Genomic DNA, 16,378 nt, shown 5'->3' with positions numbered 1-16,378 from the left:
AAGGACTTCGGAGACCCCGGCCACCGCGTCGGGCCTTCGGCAGGCCCAGACCACGACACCGGCCCGAACGCCCACAAGTTGACGGACAACACCGACATCCCACGTGAAGCGAAAGAGCGAGGCTAGTGCGTCTTCAGGTGCCGCGCATTGGCTCGGTGCGGGCGGATCCGCCCCACCTGAGCTTGGACTTCCTGGCCTTATCGGCAGTGCCGAGCCTGTTGCCGTCGGCGGTGGCGGTTACGGCGGTGGTGGTCTCGGAGGGCCTGATCACGGCTGCGACCGCGGATGCCGTAAGAGGTGCTGAACCGCACGACGGCGATCGGGAGTTGTTCGGACAAGGCGTGGCCAACCTGGTCGCGCCGCTGTTCGGTGGGCTGGCTGCTGCCGGAACTGTGGTGAGGACAGCCAGCAACGTCGGGGCCGGGGCGTCCTCTCGTCTGGCCGCCCTCGCGCATGCCGTGACGTTGGCGTTGTTCGCCTTCGTCGTCGCTCCGCTCATGGCGATGGTCCCGCTCTCGGCGTTGTCTGGAGTGCTGATCGCCACAGCGGTGCGGCTGGTCGATGTCCGAACCCTGCGTGCCCTGGCCCGCGCAGACCGCGGCCAAGCGGCGGTTGCCGCGATCACCGCCGTGGCCACCCTCGTCTTCGGCCTGGTCACAGCGGTCGCCATGGGAGTTGCCGTGGCCGCCTCCCTGGCGGTGCGCACCATGGTCCGCTCCGCTCGTGTGGAGTCCGCGTCCTTGTGCGCACCCGGCATGGAAACACGCGGGGGACCAACCCATGGCCCCATCGCGGTGTACACCATCGACGGACCACTGTTGTTCGCCACGGCGGAGCGGCTGCTGCGTCCCCTTGCTGACTCCCGGGCGCTAATCGTCACCCTGCGCATGGCGCGCGTAACAGACGTCGACGCCACCGGCATCATCAAGCTGCGGGACGCCGCCTCTTCGCTGGCCGATCGCGGTGCCCTGGTTCTCATCTGCGGCGTTCGCGACCCCCATCGCGAGCTCATGAAAGCCCTCGGCGTGCTGAACGAACTCCAAGCCGCAGGGCGCGTGTTCGCTACGGATGCCGAAGCCGACGACTACGCCCAGGCAACACTGCGGCGCGGCGGTCGCCTGCCACAGCAAAGCCCACGCAACCAAGCCCGGCGAAGCATGCGGAACTGAGCGGTAGAGGCAGCGTGTTCCCGCACCTCACGGCGTTGAACCGGTATCGCTGGACGGTGATAACTCACCCCGCGTCCTCGGCCGCGACATCATTTGGCGTAATGCAAAGGTGCCACGGAGCGGAGCCTCTTCCTGGCCAGGTCGCACGGCTTACCCGGCACGCATCGTCGCGCTGACAGCAGTCTGCGGTAGCGAACCTCGCCTCCCGCGAACCGACCGCATCAACTCGCCCGGCGCCCATGCCGACGCTTCGCGTCCCGTCCATCGCACGCCACAGATCAGCCCCTGGAACTCTCCCTTCGCGGAGGGACTTCATGGTCAATGCCAGCACGCGGTATCGACACAACACCCTGCCGCACGCCGCGCCTGCCGTCCGCCGCTCGCGGTCGAGGGTGCGTGAGCAGCCTGCGCCGGCGCGACGTGCCTCCGCAGCCATGCTGGTCGGAGCGGGGAGGCTACTCGCACTTGTGATCACCGGCCTGCTGATCATCCTCACCGCGACCGGAGTGGCGAGTGCAGCGACCATGCTGGTCTACTGCGCCACCCAGTAGTCAGCGCCCCGTTTCCCGGCCCGAGCTCGGCGGGCCCGTTTTGCTCCGGTGGCGGCTCTCACTGGTGCGGCGATTACCGTGGCCAAGCGTTGGAGTGGCCGAGGTGTTCATCCCCTCGACGTGGAGGTCAAATGTTGACTTGCGGGACGTGGTTTGCGGGAGACCACCAATGAGGGCCAGGAGACCTGCCCACTCGACACCGCGAACCTGGTGGCCACCGCGCACGCAGTGGACCAGGACCACGAGGACTCCAAGGTCGAGTTCCTGACCATCACCATCGACCCGGAACGCGACACCCCGGCACAACTCGCGGCCTACCGACGGCAGTACGCGCCGACGCCCATCAACTGGCAGGCGCTGACCGGCACACCTGCCGACATCGCCAAGCTCTGGAAGTACCTCGGCGTCTGGTACCAGAAAGCGCCCGAGGGTTCCCCGCCCGCGAAGAACTGGCGCACGGGGCAGCCCCTGACGTATGACCTCAACCACGCGGACGAGATCTTCTTCGTCGACGGCCACGGTGACGAGCGTTTCGTCCTCAACGGTGCGGCGCACGTGGCTCCCGGCACCACACTGCCCCCGGCCATGCACAAATTTCGGGACGCGGACGGCCTGCGCAACCTCCAAGCGCCCCCGGGACAGTTCATGGACCGTGCCGGACACACTGCAAACAGTCAGCTGGCTACTGCAACACAAGCTCAAGCCGGTGCCGGGCACGGCCTGACCGCCACGCCACGCAGTCGTCGTGTCGCCCGCGGCGTGGAGGGCGGCAAAGGTGAACAGAGCGGAGGGCCTATCACCTGCTCTGGTCCTCGACGGTCTGGCGGGTGCGCTGGCGCAGCCATGGAATCTTGGCGAGCAGAGCCGCCGCGGTGATCACGATGGCGAGGCCGACGAGCATGCCGTACAGCGGTGGTCCCGGCCGGGTGATCCCCGAGGTGATGAGCAGCGCGGTAGCGGCGGCTGGCGGGTGGTCCGCGTTGAGCACCAGGAGCGCCAGCAGCGTCAAGCCGACGGCGAGGGCCTGGGCGCCGATCTGCTGTAGGGAATCGCCATGCTGTTCGACGACAGATGGATTGCTCCACAAGCCGAACACGGCGAGGCAGGCCAGCCCCCAGATCGTCGCGGCCGTGTGCCCCAAGACCGCGTTCCGCACCTGCGCGGCCTCACTGTCCGGGTGCGCCAGTAGGAGGTACGCCGTGGGGCCCAGCGTCGTCGTGAGTAACAGCCAGCCGAACACCCGGCCCAACACGCCGACCACAGCCAGCAAGACGACGGACAGCACGAACAGCCGAACCCCAGCCAAGAGCCGGGCGCTTGGTCCCGGTAGACGGGACGCATCGGTATCACGGACGCCTGTCCGTGGCGTCGCCCGCCCTTCGGCTTCGACCGCTTCTCGCCTGCGGGATGCGCGGCGGTGATGTCTGCGCCACGTGTGTGTCATCGGCCGACCCCAACTCAGCGTTCTCGACGTCCCGGGGCGGGAAGCAGGCGAGATCGGGGCCTGCGGGGCCCGCAGGGTATCGAAGGGAGTCGGCCGACGGCTGGCCGCCACGCCGTTCAGCCAGCGATGGCTTTGCCGCCGCCGATCATCGAGGGCAACGGCGCTGGCTTCTGGCCCGCTGCCCGCAGTATGACGCGGGAGCCGTACTGGTTGGTCAGTTGGTCCGTGACGCGGCGCAGGTCGTCCAGGAAGAGTTGGGCCAGCTCGCCGCTGAATCCGTGCCGGACCACCACGCGCAGGACGGCCAGGTCGGTACGGTTGTGTGGAAGGGTGTACGCGGGGACCTGCCAGCCCCGTTCACGCAGGGTGCGGGAGACGTCGAAGACGGTGAAACCGTCCGTCTCCGGCGTCAGGTGGAAGGTGACCACCGGAAGTTGGGATCCGTCGCTGAGCAGCTGGTACGGGCCGATCGCGGCGATCTCCTCGGCCAGTGCCCGTGCGATGCTGTGGCAGCGCTCTTGGATCCGGCGCAGCCCGCTGTGGCCGTAGCGCAGGAAGCTGTAGTACTGGGCCACCACCTGGGATGCGGGACGGGAGAAGCTCAGCCCGAGGGTCGGCATGTGGCCGCCGAGGTAGTTGACCTGGAAGATCAGCTCTTCCGGGACGGTCTCGGCGTCACGCCAGACCGCCCAGCCGATGCTGGGGTAGACCAGGCCGAACTTGTGGCCGGAGGCGTTGATGGACACCACGCGGTGCAGCCGGAAGTCCCAGTCGAGGTCAGGATCCACGAAGGGGGCGACCATGGCCCCGGAGGCCCCGTCCACGTGGACGGGGATGTCGATGCCGGTCCGTTGTTGGAGGACATCGAGTGCGGTGCAGATCCGGTCGACCGGTTCGTAGGAGCCGTCGAGGGTGGACCCGAGGACAGAGATGACACCGATGGTGTTCTGGTCGCAGTACTGGTCGAGGAGTTCCTGGGTGAGGTGGTATCGCCCGTTCTCCAGTGGAACGAGTCGTGGCTCCACGTCGAAGTACCGGGCGAACTTCTTCCAGCAGACCTGGACGTTGGCGCCCATCACCAGGTTGGGCCGACCGGGATCAAGGTCATCTGAGCGGCGCCGTTCCCGCCAGCGGTGTTTGAGCACCAGTCCGGCGAGCATCGCGGCCTCGCTGGAGCCGGTGGTGGAGCAGCCGACACAGGCATCCGGAAAAGGCGCATTCCACAACCGCGCGAGCATGCGCACGCACCGCTCCTCCATGGCCGCAGTCTGCGGGTACTCCTCGCGGTCGACAGCGTTCTTCGCCAACGACTCGTCCATCAGCGCCCGAGCCTGCGGCTCCATCCAACTGGTCGCGAACGTGGCCAGGTTGAGCCGTGCGTTGCCGTCCAGCATCAACTCGTCATGGACCAACCGGTAGGCGGCCTCCGGCTCCATCTCCTCCTCAGGCAGCTCCATACGAGCAGGACGCAACGACGCACCCGACGACAGGCGATCATCACAGGTACAGCTTGGTGGGCAGGCAGCATGCTGCAATGCCACAACGGGCTCCTTCCAGGAAGTCGGAGGACCTCCCTCCGCAGGTACGGACACGGACGCTACGCCGGTGATCACGGCGGTCCTTGACGGTTCCGTCCCGCTTTGCTGGCATATTGCCGAGACGAGAACGTGGCTTTCCGGACATACGACAACTCGTGCGACACCCGCACGACAGGCCGCTGCAGGCTCCTGGCTTCGGCAACTCGGCTGTCATCCGTCGCATACGCGCCACCGCGTTCACCCTCACCAGCGAAGTCGAGGTCCGCACGCCGTCGTGCGGAGCGATGGCAGGTCGTCGGTGCTGCCTCGCGCGCGGCGATGCCGGGCGTCTTGTCGGGGTGGTCAGTTGCCGAGGCTGGTTTCTTCCAGGTCGAGTGCGCGTTGGAGGCGGCGACGGGTGGTGTTGCTGATCTTGTTCGCGTCGTACAGGCGCTGGAGTTCGGCCGTCTCCACAGCGATCAGGTCGCGGCGTAGCGCACGGTAGGCGTCGGCAGGCCGGATCGCGGTGTCGCCCGCGTGACTGTCGGTGCCGCTGTCGTCGTCGGCTTGTTGGATGCGGGCTTCGAGGTGGCGACGGAGCTGTTTGACAGCAATCTGTGGGGCGGCGTCGGCGGTTTCGATCTGTTCCAGCTCCGCCAGGGCGGCTCGGGCAAGGCGCTGACGGGCCTGGGTTTCTTCGCGAGCGGTGTGTTGGGGCTCCAGGGCGATGCCGGATCGGCGGACCACGGGCGCGAGGGTGAAGCCCTGGACGACAAGGGTCAGGGCGATGGTGCCGGTGGTCAGAGTCAGGATCAGTGCCCGGTGCGGCAGCGGGGCACCGGTGTGGGTGGTCAGGGGTATGGACAGCGCCGCGGCCAGGGGCATCACCCCGCGGGTCCCGGCCCAGGAGAGCACGGCTGGAACCCGCCAGGAGATGCGGTTCTTGCCACGTCGGTACTGCATGAGGGCAGAAAGCGGGAAGACCCACAGCAGGCGGATCGCCAGCACGGTGAAGGCTACGGCGGGCACCCACAGCGGCCAGCCGCGCTCGTCGGCGGCGAGCTCACGCACCTGGGTGGGTAGTTGCAGGCCGATGACGGCGAAGACGACGCTCTCCAGCAGGAAGACGACGGTGTCGTAGACGGCGTGGATCTGCAGCCGTATGGGGGCGTTGGTGAGTTTGTGGCCGGTGCTGCCGAGGATGACCCCGGCGACGATGACCGCCGTCACCCCGGAGGTGTGTAGGTCCTCGGCCAGGACGTACGACGCGTACGGAGTGACCAGCGCGATGACCGTCTCCAGTACCGGGTCCTCGGTACGCCTGCGAACGAGCACCACCACGGCGGCGACCGCGCCGCCGATCAGGGCTCCGCCACCGCCGAGTACGACGAACTGCCCGGCGGCCGAGGGTATGGACACCGCACTGGCGGTCACCGCCGTGGCCACCGCGACCTTGTACAGCACCAGGGAGGTGGCGTCGTTGAACAGGCTCTCGGCCTGCACCATCGCCTGCACGCGCGGCGGCAGCGACAGACGGCGCCCCAACGCCGTCACAGCCACCGGATCCGTGCTGGCCAGGATCGCGCCCAGGACGAAGGCGGTCGCGGCAGATAGCGGGGTGAGGACCGAGGCGATCATGCCTACCGCCGCGGCCGAGGCCAGCACGAGGCCGAAGACCAGCACCGTCACCGGCCGCCACACCGCCCGCAGCTCCCGGCTGGACATCTCCTCAGCCGAGGCGTACAACAGCGGCGGCAGCACCAGAACGCTGATCACCTGGGGCGCGACGTGGATGGCCGGGACCCAAGGCAGGAGCCCGATGCCGAGTCCGGCGACGACCAGCAGGGGCGGGGCGGGAAGCCGCCAGTGCCGGGCCCCCGTCGCGACCGCCGTGGCCAGCACCACGAGCAGCAAAACGATGGTCAGGCCGGTCATGAACATCCCCCGTCGGTTACGCCCTGTAGCTCTTCACCGACCAGACTTCCCGGCACACCTACAAGAACCTTATAGGACTTTAGCGGCCCCCACTTCCGGCGCCCCCGAAAGCACGTATCCGTACGTAGGTCCGGTCAAGCCGCAACCAAGACCCTTGAAGGCCGCTGGGCGAGTTGTCCGACGAGGGCGGCGCCAGCGAATCCGAGGACGCTGCGGCTGACACTGCCGGAAAAGCCAGCGACTTCGAGGGGGTTGTCCGCCACGGCGGTTGCCAGGTCCGAAGCGGCGAGGGCAACCGAGGCGACGACGGAGCTGAGCGGATCCAGGGAGGCGCGGCTACCGGGCACCGCCGTGTACTGACTGCCGTCGAGAGTGGACAGGCGGACCAGGGCTCAGCCGATCAGCTCGTGGATGGACAGGATTTTCGGTCCGAGTTGCTGCAGCGTATCGCTCCCCGGCTGGACCTCCAGCGCGGTCAGGGTGATGTGCAGATCGGCGAAGTCGCGGCCGAGTTGGCCGAGAAGGTCGATCCACAGCGGCAGGTCGATGTGGCATATGGCAACGCCTGTGAACTGGATGCGCCGGGCGCCTGCAGCTGAGGGCTGCGCCGCCCCACGGAACTCACCCACCCGGCCGAACCTGATCGTTACCGCCCCGGGGATCCGGAAGATGCACTGACACAATGCACCTCATGCAGCAGCTGCCGGTTCCCTGTCCCGCCGAGCTCGTGCCGAACGCGACTGGCACCAAAGCTTTTCACGCTGCGTACCGGGAGGCCATGGCGCGGCGTGTCGTGTTCGTAGCCATCGAACACGACGGCCCAACGTGGACCGTGAAGGCGGACAGTCTTACCGCCAGCCCAGGCCACACCGTCGAGGACACTGTGAACGACGCAGTCCGCGCCGCCATGCTCCGCCTGGTCCGCAATCACGAGATCGGCTTGGATGCATACACGGGCCCCATCTACTTCATGATGCACAGCGTGCGGACCGAAGGCCGGGCGCGTGAGCTCGCAGCCGCACTCCACGCCGCCCTCTACGGAGACCTGGAGCCGCTAGCTCTCGCCGTACCTGGCGCGTTCTGACCTGAGCTGAGCCAGAGGGCGCCTGGCGGTCGATACCCAGGACCGCGACGCCGCCCGCGACGCAGGGATCTCGGCTGCCGCGCCTCGCCGCTGTCGGCGGGCTGGGGTGGGCCGGTCGTCGATGCGAGGAGTTAGGTCCCTTACGTGGCGCGTCGCAGCAGCGACCCTTCCGGCCGCGAGTACCGATTCGCAGTGGAGCGCACCCAGCCGGTCGGTGCGCGTCTGGTGACGTCTGGCGTCAGAGCATCCTGCGACGGCTGCGCCCGATCCGTTGGCAGGACGTCGTTCTCGTGTATCGCATCGCCGGTGCTACGGAGCCTGCGGGCTGCCGTGTTCGCCGCGCTGGGCTACCTGTTGGGCGGCCGGGAGCGGTCATGAGGGAGCTGCCGGTTCGGTGCGGAGGCTGGTACCCAGCGTCCGGGGTCGATGGGTGGGATGGGATGATGGCGGGCGTTATGGCGGTCCCCGTGCGCGCTGGCGCCGACCTGAGGCTGCTGAGAGCGGCGGTGTTCTCGGCGGTCTGTGTCACGTTGTCGGCGATGGGGCACGCCATGGCCTCACGGGCCGGGGTGTCGCTGTGGGCGTTGGTGGCGGGCTGGGCCGGAGTGCTATGCGCCGTGGGGCCGTTGGCCGGACGTGAGCGTTCGCTACCCGGCATAGCGGCCACGCTGCTGGCCGGCGAACTCGGCCTGCATCTGCTCTTCTGCCTCGGCCAGGGTTACTCGATGGCCGTCCCGCCCAAGCGGCCCGACGGTGTTGTGGCGCTGGCGGAGCGGTTGATATGCGATGCGCGACCGACGTATCTGACCCCCCAGAGTGCGATACGCATCGTGCGGCAGGCGGGCATCGACCCGACCAAGGTCATGGGCAGCGTGCACGGTATGCCGGGTATGACGGGGATGGCGGGGCACGGTGCGCATGTGATGTCGCTGGCCGCGATGTTCACCGTCCCGATGCTCGCCGCGCATCTGGTCGCCGCGGTCGTGGCGGGTTGGGTCCTGCGTCGCGGTGAGGCGGCGCTGTGGCGGGTTGTCCGGCTGCCCGGAGTGGTCGCGGAACACCTTTCCGTGTTGCTGCCGTTGGTCGGCCTGCTCACCGTCGTCCGGGCGCTGGCGCTGGTGGCCAGCCTGCTGGAGCGGTGTTCGGCCGCGCTGGGTCGACCCGCGGTGCGATGTGGGGCGAAGCGGCTTCGGGCTGTCGTGCTCCGGCACGTTGTGATCCGGCGGGGTCCGCCCGTGGTGGCCCTGGCGGTCTGACCGCTCTCCGCACCCGTGTGGGTTCGCGTGGAGGGTGTGGCCGTCATCGCGCCATTCCGGTGAGAACTGTCGCCCCGGTGACGCCACCGCGCTATGCCCGTCGTGCGGCTCCTTTGCCCGCCGCGGATGCGCGGCGCGGCGTTCGCCTCTTCTCCGCGACTCCCGTGGCATCCCACCAACTGTCCGTCCTGCCTGCCCGTATTGGCGGCAGGAGTGAGACGGCGGGTTGTCGCGGGGGCGTGGGGTCTGGTCTCGCCGTGCAGCCCTCGTACGCGGCCCGCCCTCGGAACGGGTGGGCGGCTGCCGTGTGCCGTACCCACTGCAGGAGTTCCCTGATGCGTACCCTCGCGCCTGCCGCGCGTCGACTGGCCACGGTTGTGGCCCTCGGTGCAGCGGCATCCCTCAGCTTGACCGCTTGCGGCGGCTCCTCCGGCAGTCTGCCGGTCGCCGTCGTCTCCGGGGCGTCCTCCTCGGCCCCGCCCGGCACCATTGCGCTCAGTCCGCCGGACGCCAAGCCGAACCTCACGCTCACCGACCAGGACGGCCACTCCTACGACCTGGTCCGGCAGACCGCGGGCCATCCCACGCTGCTGTACTTCGGATACACCCACTGCCCCGACGTGTGCCCGACGACGATGGCCGACATCGCGGGCGCCGCCCGCAAGCTGCCGGCGGCCGAGCGTCGGCAGCTGCGTGTCGTCTTCATCAGTACGGATCCATCTCGTGACACTCCACAACGGCTCAAGCAGTGGCTCGGCGCGATCGACCCGGACTTCGTCGGCCTGACTGGTGACTTCAACGCCATACAGGCCGCGGCGAGCAGCGTGGGCGTCAGTGTCTCCCCACCCGTGAAGCACAAGGACGGAAGCGAGACCGTCACTCACGGCGCCGAGGTGATCGTCTTCTCGCCCAAGGACGACAAGGCGCACATCCTCTACACCTCCGGGGTGTCCGAGCAGCGCTACACCGCCGACCTCCCGAAGATCGTTAAGGGGGAGACGCCGTGAAGCGCTTCATGTCCCACGTGCCTGCGGCTGCCGCGCTCGTGCTCGGCGTCACCGCGCTGACCGGTTGCTCCGCCTCGTCTGTCTCCGCACAGGCGTCCAGTGGTAGGCCGGAGTTGAAGGTGACCGGCGCCTACGTGCCCCAGCCGCCGATGGCCGACATGGCCGCCGGGTACTTCACCGTCACCAACACCGGCAGCAAAGCGGACGAGTTGACCGGTGTGCGCAGTGACATCGCCTCCATGGTGTCGATGCACCGCACCACGGCGTCTGACCAGATGCAGCAGGTGAAGGAGTTCACCATTCCCGCGCATGGCAGCCTCGTGCTGCGAACCGGTGGTAACCACCTGATGCTGATGGGCTTGAAGAGGAAGCCGACGGTCGGCGAGACGGTCACCTTCCAGCTCCGTTTCGCCACCTCCCCGTCGATCACTGTCCGGGTGCCGGTCCGGCCCGCGACCTACCAGCCCTCGAACTGACCCACGCCAAGGGCGCGTTGGCGGGCCAGAGGGCGGGGCTGCCCTCTGGCCCGCCCCGCCCTCACCACCCACGCGAAGACTTCCCGTACATCTGGCAGGCAACATGACGAACCAACCCGATCAGCAAGGAATTTCCCGTAGGAGGCTGCTGGGGACGGCAGGCGCGGCCGGAGCGGTCGGCCTGATGACCGGGGCGGCTGGCGGCACGGCCGGATTCGCGGCCGTCGACAGCCCTACCCCGATCACCGTCGTCGGCAGCACCGCCGTACCGTTCCACGGCACTCACCAGGCGGGCATCACCACGCCGATGCAGTCCATCGGCCACATCATCGCCTTCGACCTCGTTGCGAACGCCGGGCGCAAGAGCGCCACCGAGCTGATGCGCCGCTGGTCAACGGCGACCGAGGCGATGACCGCGGGCCGCCCGCCCGCCGACGACGACCAGATCGCGCTGGACGCCGGGCCCTGCTCGCTGACCGTGACCTTCGGCTTCGGCCGCGGCTTCTTCACCAAGACCGGTCTGGACGACCGCGCACCGGCCGCACTCGTTCCGATGCCCCACTTCCCGTCCGACGCCATCGACCCGAAGCGGAGCGACGGCGACCTGTGGATCCAGATCGGTGCCGACGACCCCCTCGTGGCCTTCCACGCACTGCGCGTCCTACAACGCGAGGCAAACGAAGCGGCAACCGTCCGCTGGCAGATGAACGGCTTCAACCGCACACCGGGAGCCACCGCCCGCCCGAAGACGGTGCGCAACCTGATGGGACAGATCGATGGCACGGGCAACCCCAAGCCAACCGACAAGGACTTCGCCACCAAGGTCTTCGCCCCAGACAAGCACGGCGCCGAGGCGTGGATGAACGGCGGCTCCTACGCCGTCGTACGCCGCATCCGCATGCTGCTCGACGACTGGGCGGATCTCACGCTCCCCCAGCAGGAGCAGGTGATCGGCCGCCGCAAGGACAACGGTGCGCCCCTGTCGGCTGGTGAGGGCGGAACCGAGACCACGCCGATGGACCTGAACAAGTTCAACCCCGACGCCTCACTGGCCATCCCAGGCGACGCCCACATCCGCGTCGCCGCACCCGAGTCCAACGGCGGAGCCACCGTCCTGCGCCGCGGCTTCTCCTACCACGACGGCTACGACACGGACGGACAGCCCGACGCCGGGCTGCTGTTCATCACCTGGCAGGCCGATCCGGCCGCGTTCATCACGGTGCAGACCAAACTCGACGGCGCCGACCACCTCACCCGCTTCATCCGCCACGAGTCCAGCGCCGTCTTCGCCGTCCCCGGGGGCGCCGCGCCGGGCGAGTACGTCGGCCAACGCCTGCTGGAGGGATGACATGGCCACTCTTCCCGGGCTGTACGCGACCCCCGCCGCGGCGGCCTTCGGCGCGACGCCCACGCCCGTTCCAGGCATGCCGTCGATGCCGGTCATGCACGGCATGAATGGCATGAGCGGCATGGAGCACATGCACATGACCGGCCCGATGTGGATGCCGATGGCGCCGCCCACCCTGGGGCGGCTGCTGGCCTGGCACCCGCAACCGCTCCCGGTCGAGCCGATCGTCTGCCTGCTGGCCCTGGCCCTCTACGCGTTGGCGGTGTGGCGGCTGCGGCGGCGCGGCGACCGCTGGCCGATCACCCGCACCCTGCTGTGGACCGTCGGTGTGATCAGCGTCGCCCTGGTGACCTGCACCGGAGTGGGCGGTTACGGCATGGAGTTGTTCAGCGTCCACATGGTGCAGCACATGGTGCTCTCCATGCTCTCGCCGATCCTGCTGCTGCTCGGCGCCCCGGTCACCCTGGCCCTGCGCGTCCTGCCCGCCGCTGGACGGGGGCGCACCGGACCACGGGAGGTGATCACCTGGTTCCTGCACAGCCGACTGGCCCGGGTGGTCTCCTCCCCGCTGTTCACCCTGCCGCTGTTCATCGCCAGTCTCTACGGCCTGTACTTCACGCCGCTGTTCGACTTCACCATGCGCAGCTGGCTCGGCCACGAATGGATGCTCGCTCACTTCCTGGCGACGGGTCTGCTGTTCTTCTGGCCCATCATGGGCGTCGACCCGGCTCCGCGCCGCCCATCCCATGTGATGCGGATGCTGGAGCTGTTCATCGGCATGCCGTTCCACGCCTTCTTCGGCATCGCGGTGATGATGTCCAGCGGCCTGATCGTCGGCTTCTTCGCCCACCCACCGGCCGCCTGGCAGGTCACCCCGCTCGCCGACCAGAACACTGGTGGTGGCATCGCCTGGGCGTTCAGCGAGATCCCCACCGTCCTGGTCCTGCTGGCCGTGCTCGTCCAGTGGGCGGCCACCGAGCGTAGGGCGGCGGCCTGTGCGGACCGTCAGGCCGAACGCGACCACGACGCCCAACTCGCCGCCTACAACGCCTATCTGAGCCGTCTCGCCACATGGGAAAACCCCGGATGACGGCCCATCGTCCCGCCAACCCTTGCGGCGCACCGCTCACCCGCGGCCCGCTGCATCACGCTCCCCAACCACCCTTTGCGTCAGCGGGTTCAATTTCATCCTCCGTTGCTTCCGGTGGTGTCGGCCACCCCAACTCCCGGGAAGGAATCACCTCATGAGCGAAAGCACCGCGCTTGGCGGCGGAGGGTACTCCCTCGTGCCAGCGGCGACGATCGCGCGGCAGGCCCGCGACGTCCGGCGCTTGCTCCAACTCGCCCTGGCAGCCGTGTGGCTGCTCGACGGCATCCTGCAGTTCCAGCCGTACATGTTCACGAAGGACTTCGCCACCCAGACCCTCGCCACCACAGCACAGGGCAACCCCGCGCTGATCGCCCACCCCATCACCTGGGCCGCTGGCGTCGTCGCCCACCATCCCGTAGGAACCAACGCCGCCTTCGCCACCGTCCAACTGCTGCTGGGCCTTGGCATCGCCTGGCGTCCCACCCTCAAACCAGCGCTCGCCGCCTCCATTGCCTGGTCACTGGCGGTGTGGTGGCTCGGTGAGGGTCTTGGCGGCCTGCTCAACGGCACCGCCAGCCCCGTCAACGGAGCCCCTGGGGCAGTCATCCTCTACGCGCTGCTCGCAGTCCTGCTATGGCCCGCCGAGCGCAGGGGAGGGCGAGGCGTGACACCGTCGCGGTTCGTCGCCGAGCGGCCGGTGGGCGCGCCAAGGGCACGAGCGCTGTGGCTCATGCTCTGGGGCAGCGAAGCCTACTTCGCCGTGCAGAGCGGCGACCGCAGCCCGCAGGGACTGCACGACATGATCGCCCAGATGGCTTCCGGACAGCCGGGATGGCTCTCCTGGATCGAGAAGCACACAGCCGACCTCGTCGCCCACCAGGGCTTGGCGGCTGCCACCACCCTCGCGGTTCTGCTCGGCGCCGTCGCCATCAGTGTCTTCCTGCCCGCGCCCTTCACCCGGGTGGCGATCGCCCTCGCGCTGGTGCTGGCCGCAGTCATCTGGATCACTGGGGAAGCCCTCGGCGGCATCTTCACCGGTCAGGGCACCGACCCCAACTCCGGCCCACTGCTCGCCCTGTTCGCCCTCGCCTACTGGCCCAGCACCACCGAGCGCCCCGCAGCCCCGCGAGACGAACCGCCAACCACCTGACCCGACTGAGACAGCAGCCGGGCCGACGGACACGGAGGACACCCATGGCACACCCCTCCTGGCTGGCCGACACCTTCGCCGCGATCATGCTCGCCATCGCCGTGTCCTGCGCGGCCCGGCTGCTCACCTCCTGGCGCACGCGACGGGAGGTCGAACTCGACGCCGACATCACACATCTGGCCATGGGAATCTCGATGGCCGGAATGCTGACACCACGCCTGAACTCCCTGCCGAACTCCATCTGGGACGGCACATTCGCCCTCGCCTCAGCCTGGTTCGCCGCCCGAACCATCCGCAACTGGCGCGGTGACGCCGCGCACGGCTGGCGCTGCCCGCACCCCCTGCCACACATGGTCGAAAGCGGCGCCATGCTCTACATGCTTCTGGCCATGCGCAACCCCGCGCCCGGCGACACCGACAGGGGGATGGCAACGGGGATGCCCCGCATGGCCGGAGCCTCCGGTATGACACGCTTCCCGACCCTAGCCCTCATCCTGGCGCTTTTCATGATCGGCTACGTCGTCTGGCTCGGCGACCGACTCACCCCAGCGCCCCTGACCACCAACACGCACACGCGGGACACAGCGAACAACCCCGCCGACTCCCGCACTCAGCTGACCTGGTGTGCTCCAACGGGCGTACCGATCCTCACCCCACGCCTCGCCGCCTGCCACAAGATCGCGATGGGCATCACCATGGGATACACCCTGATCACCATGGTGTGAGCCGTGGGCGCTCTTCGCTCGCCATGCCACGGCACCGGCCTTGCCAGGACGGGAACTTGGTGTGAAATCCGATGTCACGTGGACACCGCAGGCGGCGTGTGGCCGTGACGCTCGTTTGACGCTCCGGCCGCCTGTCAGCCAGCCCAGCGGGCCGAGAATCGGCGTCTGACCTGTTGTTTCGCCAGACCTGCTCGTTGCGACCTGATCGCGATGATCCATCATGTCGAGTGCGTGGCCGCTCTTGAGTCTGCCGCAAATGGCGCCTGACCCGCGGTCTTTCTGATGTGCAGTTATGCGCATTGTGGGCGTTCCGGGCGACAACTTGACGCTCGTTCTGACAGGGGGTCAGGCGTCGTGCCAGCCTGCAGCAGGCTGACCGCCGTGATCCCCAATACCCCCTGTACGACGGCGGTGCAGTACGGGAGTTGGGGCATCCGGCCCAGTTCCGGTTACAGGGTGACGGTCCAGTCACCGTGAGCGATGGTGGTCGTGCCGTCGGGGGCGATCCCGTACCGGTGCGCCGTAGACGGGCAGGGTGCCTTCCCGGTTGAGACGGTGGCGGACGCGTTCCAGTTCATCCCACAATCGGCGTGGGCCGCCTTGGTGGACCTCGGGGGAGGCGAGGAAGGCGTCTGCGGTGGCGCGGGCCCATGACCCGTCTTCGTGGAGTAGCCATACCGTGCGTGTGTCGGCGTCCGCCGCTCGGCGGTGTTCGATCCCGGGGACCGTGAGTTCGAGCATGGAGTACACCGACCAGTCGTCCGGTGGGAACAGCAGTGGATACCGGCTGGTGCTGATGTCCTCCCCGACCGCGTCGGCGTGGTTGATCTTCTCCCAAACTTCGTTCAGGTGGTCGTCGTAGTCGTCGCTGTGGCGGGTGGACATGAATCCGGCGCCCTCGGGGGCGATTCGGCCGAATGCCCCGCCGTCCGGCGTTTTGTCGGCCACGACGATCAGGCCCGTTCCGGCGATGGTGGTGACGAGCCTGCCGCCCGGTTTCAGCGCGGCCACCCACGAGATCGGGATGGGCCGGATGGAGACGGTAGAGACGATGCGGTCGAACTGGCCGGGCAATGCGCCGGTGATGTCGCACACCGTCGTGGTGGGGTGCATCCGTTGGGTTGCAGCATGGACCAGGTAGGGGTCCACGTCGATGCTGGTCACATGCTCAGCGCCGAGACGGCGACACAGTAGGGCCGTGCCGTATCCGGATCCGGTGGTGCACAGGACGTCGCACCCGTCGGTGATCATGGCGTGCTGGTACATCTGAACCACCAGGCACGGCATGGTGGATGACGAGGTGGGACGGCCGTCGGTCTGTTGGCCGGGGGCGGCGTGGTCGGCGTGGAGCGGGCCGATGCGGGTCACCAGTGTGCGGTTGTCGTATGCCGCGCTCATCCACCCCTCGGCGTCGTCCTCGCCGATGCGTAGGATTGTGGTGTCGCTGTGGTACTCCCACCAGCGGGGCACGAACGTGTGGCGCGGTGTCGTGGCCAGCGGCATCGACCATCGCGACGAGGGGTGAACGGTTTCCGCGGCCAGAGCGGCGGCGCGCTTCTCCCAATCGCTCATCTGACCTCCTCCTAAGCCTCGCTCCACCGATGCAGCTCTGAAGCGGTCCCGTGA

15 protein-coding genes are annotated in these 16,378 nt (G+C 68.4%); 10 read left to right on the top strand and 5 right to left on the bottom strand.

What is annotated here, in order from left to right; translation table 11 throughout:
• Nucleotides 1-125: 125 nt before the first annotated feature.
• Both P3G67_RS22455 and P3G67_RS22450 read left to right on the top strand, forming a co-directional pair.
• The gene (locus tag P3G67_RS22455; RefSeq protein WP_276095071.1) at nucleotides 126-1,169 is read left to right on the top strand and encodes a SulP family inorganic anion transporter; all 1,044 of its coding nucleotides are present in this window, start codon (nucleotides 126-128) and stop codon (nucleotides 1,167-1,169) included.
• Between the two features lie 704 nt (nucleotides 1,170-1,873).
• The gene (locus P3G67_RS22450; protein ID WP_276095070.1) at nucleotides 1,874-2,596 is read left to right on the top strand and encodes an SCO family protein; all 723 of its coding nucleotides are present in this window, start codon (nucleotides 1,874-1,876) and stop codon (nucleotides 2,594-2,596) included.
• Here P3G67_RS22450 and P3G67_RS22445 read toward each other — a convergent pair.
• The 4 genes from P3G67_RS22445 to P3G67_RS22430 form a co-directional block, all read right to left on the bottom strand.
• Nucleotides 2,517-3,005 (bottom strand): HPP family protein, encoded by a 489-nt coding sequence (locus tag P3G67_RS22445; protein WP_276095069.1) that lies wholly within the window; start codon nucleotides 3,003-3,005, stop codon nucleotides 2,517-2,519. The two genes, P3G67_RS22450 and P3G67_RS22445, sit on opposite strands and share 80 nt — an antisense overlap.
• 275 nt (nucleotides 3,006-3,280) lie before the next feature.
• Nucleotides 3,281-4,654: a glutamate decarboxylase gene (locus P3G67_RS22440; protein ID WP_391858316.1), complete on the bottom strand. Its 1,374-nt coding sequence runs from the start codon at nucleotides 4,652-4,654 to the stop codon at nucleotides 3,281-3,283.
• 390 nt (nucleotides 4,655-5,044) lie between these two features.
• Nucleotides 5,045-6,616 (bottom strand): Na+/H+ antiporter, encoded by a 1,572-nt coding sequence (locus P3G67_RS22435; RefSeq protein ID WP_276095067.1) that lies wholly within the window; start codon nucleotides 6,614-6,616, stop codon nucleotides 5,045-5,047.
• A gap of 392 nt (nucleotides 6,617-7,008) precedes the next feature.
• Nucleotides 7,009-7,245, bottom strand: a complete 237-nt coding sequence (locus P3G67_RS22430) for a hypothetical protein (protein WP_276095066.1) — start codon at nucleotides 7,243-7,245, stop codon at nucleotides 7,009-7,011.
• Nucleotides 7,246-7,307: 62 nt separating this feature from the next.
• Here P3G67_RS22430 and P3G67_RS22425 point away from each other — a divergent pair, with 62 nt between their 5' ends.
• The 8 genes from P3G67_RS22425 to P3G67_RS22390 all read left to right on the top strand — a co-directional run bounded on the left by P3G67_RS22425 (nucleotide 7,308) and on the right by P3G67_RS22390 (nucleotide 14,752).
• On the top strand, nucleotides 7,308-7,700 hold the full coding sequence (locus P3G67_RS22425) for a hypothetical protein (protein WP_276095065.1): 393 nt from the start codon (nucleotides 7,308-7,310) through the stop codon (nucleotides 7,698-7,700).
• A gap of 467 nt (nucleotides 7,701-8,167) precedes the next feature.
• A complete protein-coding gene (locus P3G67_RS22420; protein ID WP_276095064.1) occupies nucleotides 8,168-8,956 on the top strand; it encodes a hypothetical protein in 789 nt (262 codons plus the stop codon).
• A 335-nt stretch (nucleotides 8,957-9,291) separates the two neighbouring features.
• The gene (locus P3G67_RS22415; protein WP_276095063.1) at nucleotides 9,292-9,963 is read left to right on the top strand and encodes an SCO family protein; all 672 of its coding nucleotides are present in this window, start codon (nucleotides 9,292-9,294) and stop codon (nucleotides 9,961-9,963) included.
• Nucleotides 9,964-9,971: 8 nt separating this feature from the next.
• The gene (locus tag P3G67_RS22410) at nucleotides 9,972-10,439 is read left to right on the top strand and encodes a copper chaperone PCu(A)C (protein ID WP_276095062.1); all 468 of its coding nucleotides are present in this window, start codon (nucleotides 9,972-9,974) and stop codon (nucleotides 10,437-10,439) included.
• Nucleotides 10,440-10,542: 103 nt separating this feature from the next.
• Nucleotides 10,543-11,787 carry an iron uptake transporter deferrochelatase/peroxidase subunit gene (gene efeB, locus P3G67_RS22405; protein WP_276095061.1) on the top strand — a complete coding sequence of 415 codons (1,245 nt, stop codon included), beginning with the start codon at nucleotides 10,543-10,545 and terminating at the stop codon, nucleotides 11,785-11,787.
• A gap of 121 nt (nucleotides 11,788-11,908) precedes the next feature.
• The gene (locus P3G67_RS22400) at nucleotides 11,909-12,877 is read left to right on the top strand and encodes a cytochrome c oxidase assembly protein (RefSeq protein ID WP_276095079.1); all 969 of its coding nucleotides are present in this window, start codon (nucleotides 11,909-11,911) and stop codon (nucleotides 12,875-12,877) included.
• Nucleotides 12,878-13,031: 154 nt separating this feature from the next.
• Nucleotides 13,032-14,027 carry a hypothetical protein gene (locus tag P3G67_RS22395; protein ID WP_276095060.1) on the top strand — a complete coding sequence of 332 codons (996 nt, stop codon included), beginning with the start codon at nucleotides 13,032-13,034 and terminating at the stop codon, nucleotides 14,025-14,027.
• A gap of 44 nt (nucleotides 14,028-14,071) precedes the next feature.
• Nucleotides 14,072-14,752 (top strand): DUF5134 domain-containing protein, encoded by a 681-nt coding sequence (locus P3G67_RS22390; protein ID WP_276095059.1) that lies wholly within the window; start codon nucleotides 14,072-14,074, stop codon nucleotides 14,750-14,752.
• Nucleotides 14,753-15,220: 468 nt separating this feature from the next.
• Here P3G67_RS22390 and P3G67_RS22385 read toward each other — a convergent pair whose 3' ends face one another.
• Nucleotides 15,221-16,324, bottom strand: a complete 1,104-nt coding sequence (locus P3G67_RS22385) for a protein-L-isoaspartate(D-aspartate) O-methyltransferase (protein WP_313880978.1) — start codon at nucleotides 16,322-16,324, stop codon at nucleotides 15,221-15,223.
• Between the last annotated feature and the right edge of the window lie 54 nt (nucleotides 16,325-16,378).

The sequence above is a fragment of the Streptomyces silvisoli genome (genome assembly GCF_029269905.1).
GTDB lineage: Bacteria > Actinomycetota > Actinomycetes > Streptomycetales > Streptomycetaceae > Streptantibioticus_A > Streptantibioticus_A silvisoli_A.
Note: the sequence above shows the minus strand (reverse complement) of the source record. Positions and strands in the feature narration are given on the sequence as shown.

Coding starts and splice junctions, on each gene's coding strand:
- P3G67_RS22435 (WP_276095067.1), bottom strand. CDS start 6,616: ATGACCGGCCTGACCATCGTTTTGCTGCTCGTGGTGCTGGCCACGGCG.
- P3G67_RS22425 (WP_276095065.1), top strand. CDS start 7,308: ATGCAGCAGCTGCCGGTTCCCTGTCCCGCCGAGCTCGTGCCGAACGCG.
- P3G67_RS22415 (WP_276095063.1), top strand. CDS start 9,292: ATGCGTACCCTCGCGCCTGCCGCGCGTCGACTGGCCACGGTTGTGGCC.
- P3G67_RS22410 (WP_276095062.1), top strand. CDS start 9,972: ATGTCCCACGTGCCTGCGGCTGCCGCGCTCGTGCTCGGCGTCACCGCG.
- efeB (WP_276095061.1), top strand. CDS start 10,543: ATGACGAACCAACCCGATCAGCAAGGAATTTCCCGTAGGAGGCTGCTG.
- P3G67_RS22400 (WP_276095079.1), top strand. CDS start 11,909: ATGGAGCACATGCACATGACCGGCCCGATGTGGATGCCGATGGCGCCG.
- P3G67_RS22395 (WP_276095060.1), top strand. CDS start 13,032: ATGAGCGAAAGCACCGCGCTTGGCGGCGGAGGGTACTCCCTCGTGCCA.
- P3G67_RS22390 (WP_276095059.1), top strand. CDS start 14,072: ATGGCACACCCCTCCTGGCTGGCCGACACCTTCGCCGCGATCATGCTC.
- P3G67_RS22385 (WP_313880978.1), bottom strand. CDS start 16,324: ATGAGCGATTGGGAGAAGCGCGCCGCCGCTCTGGCCGCGGAAACCGTT.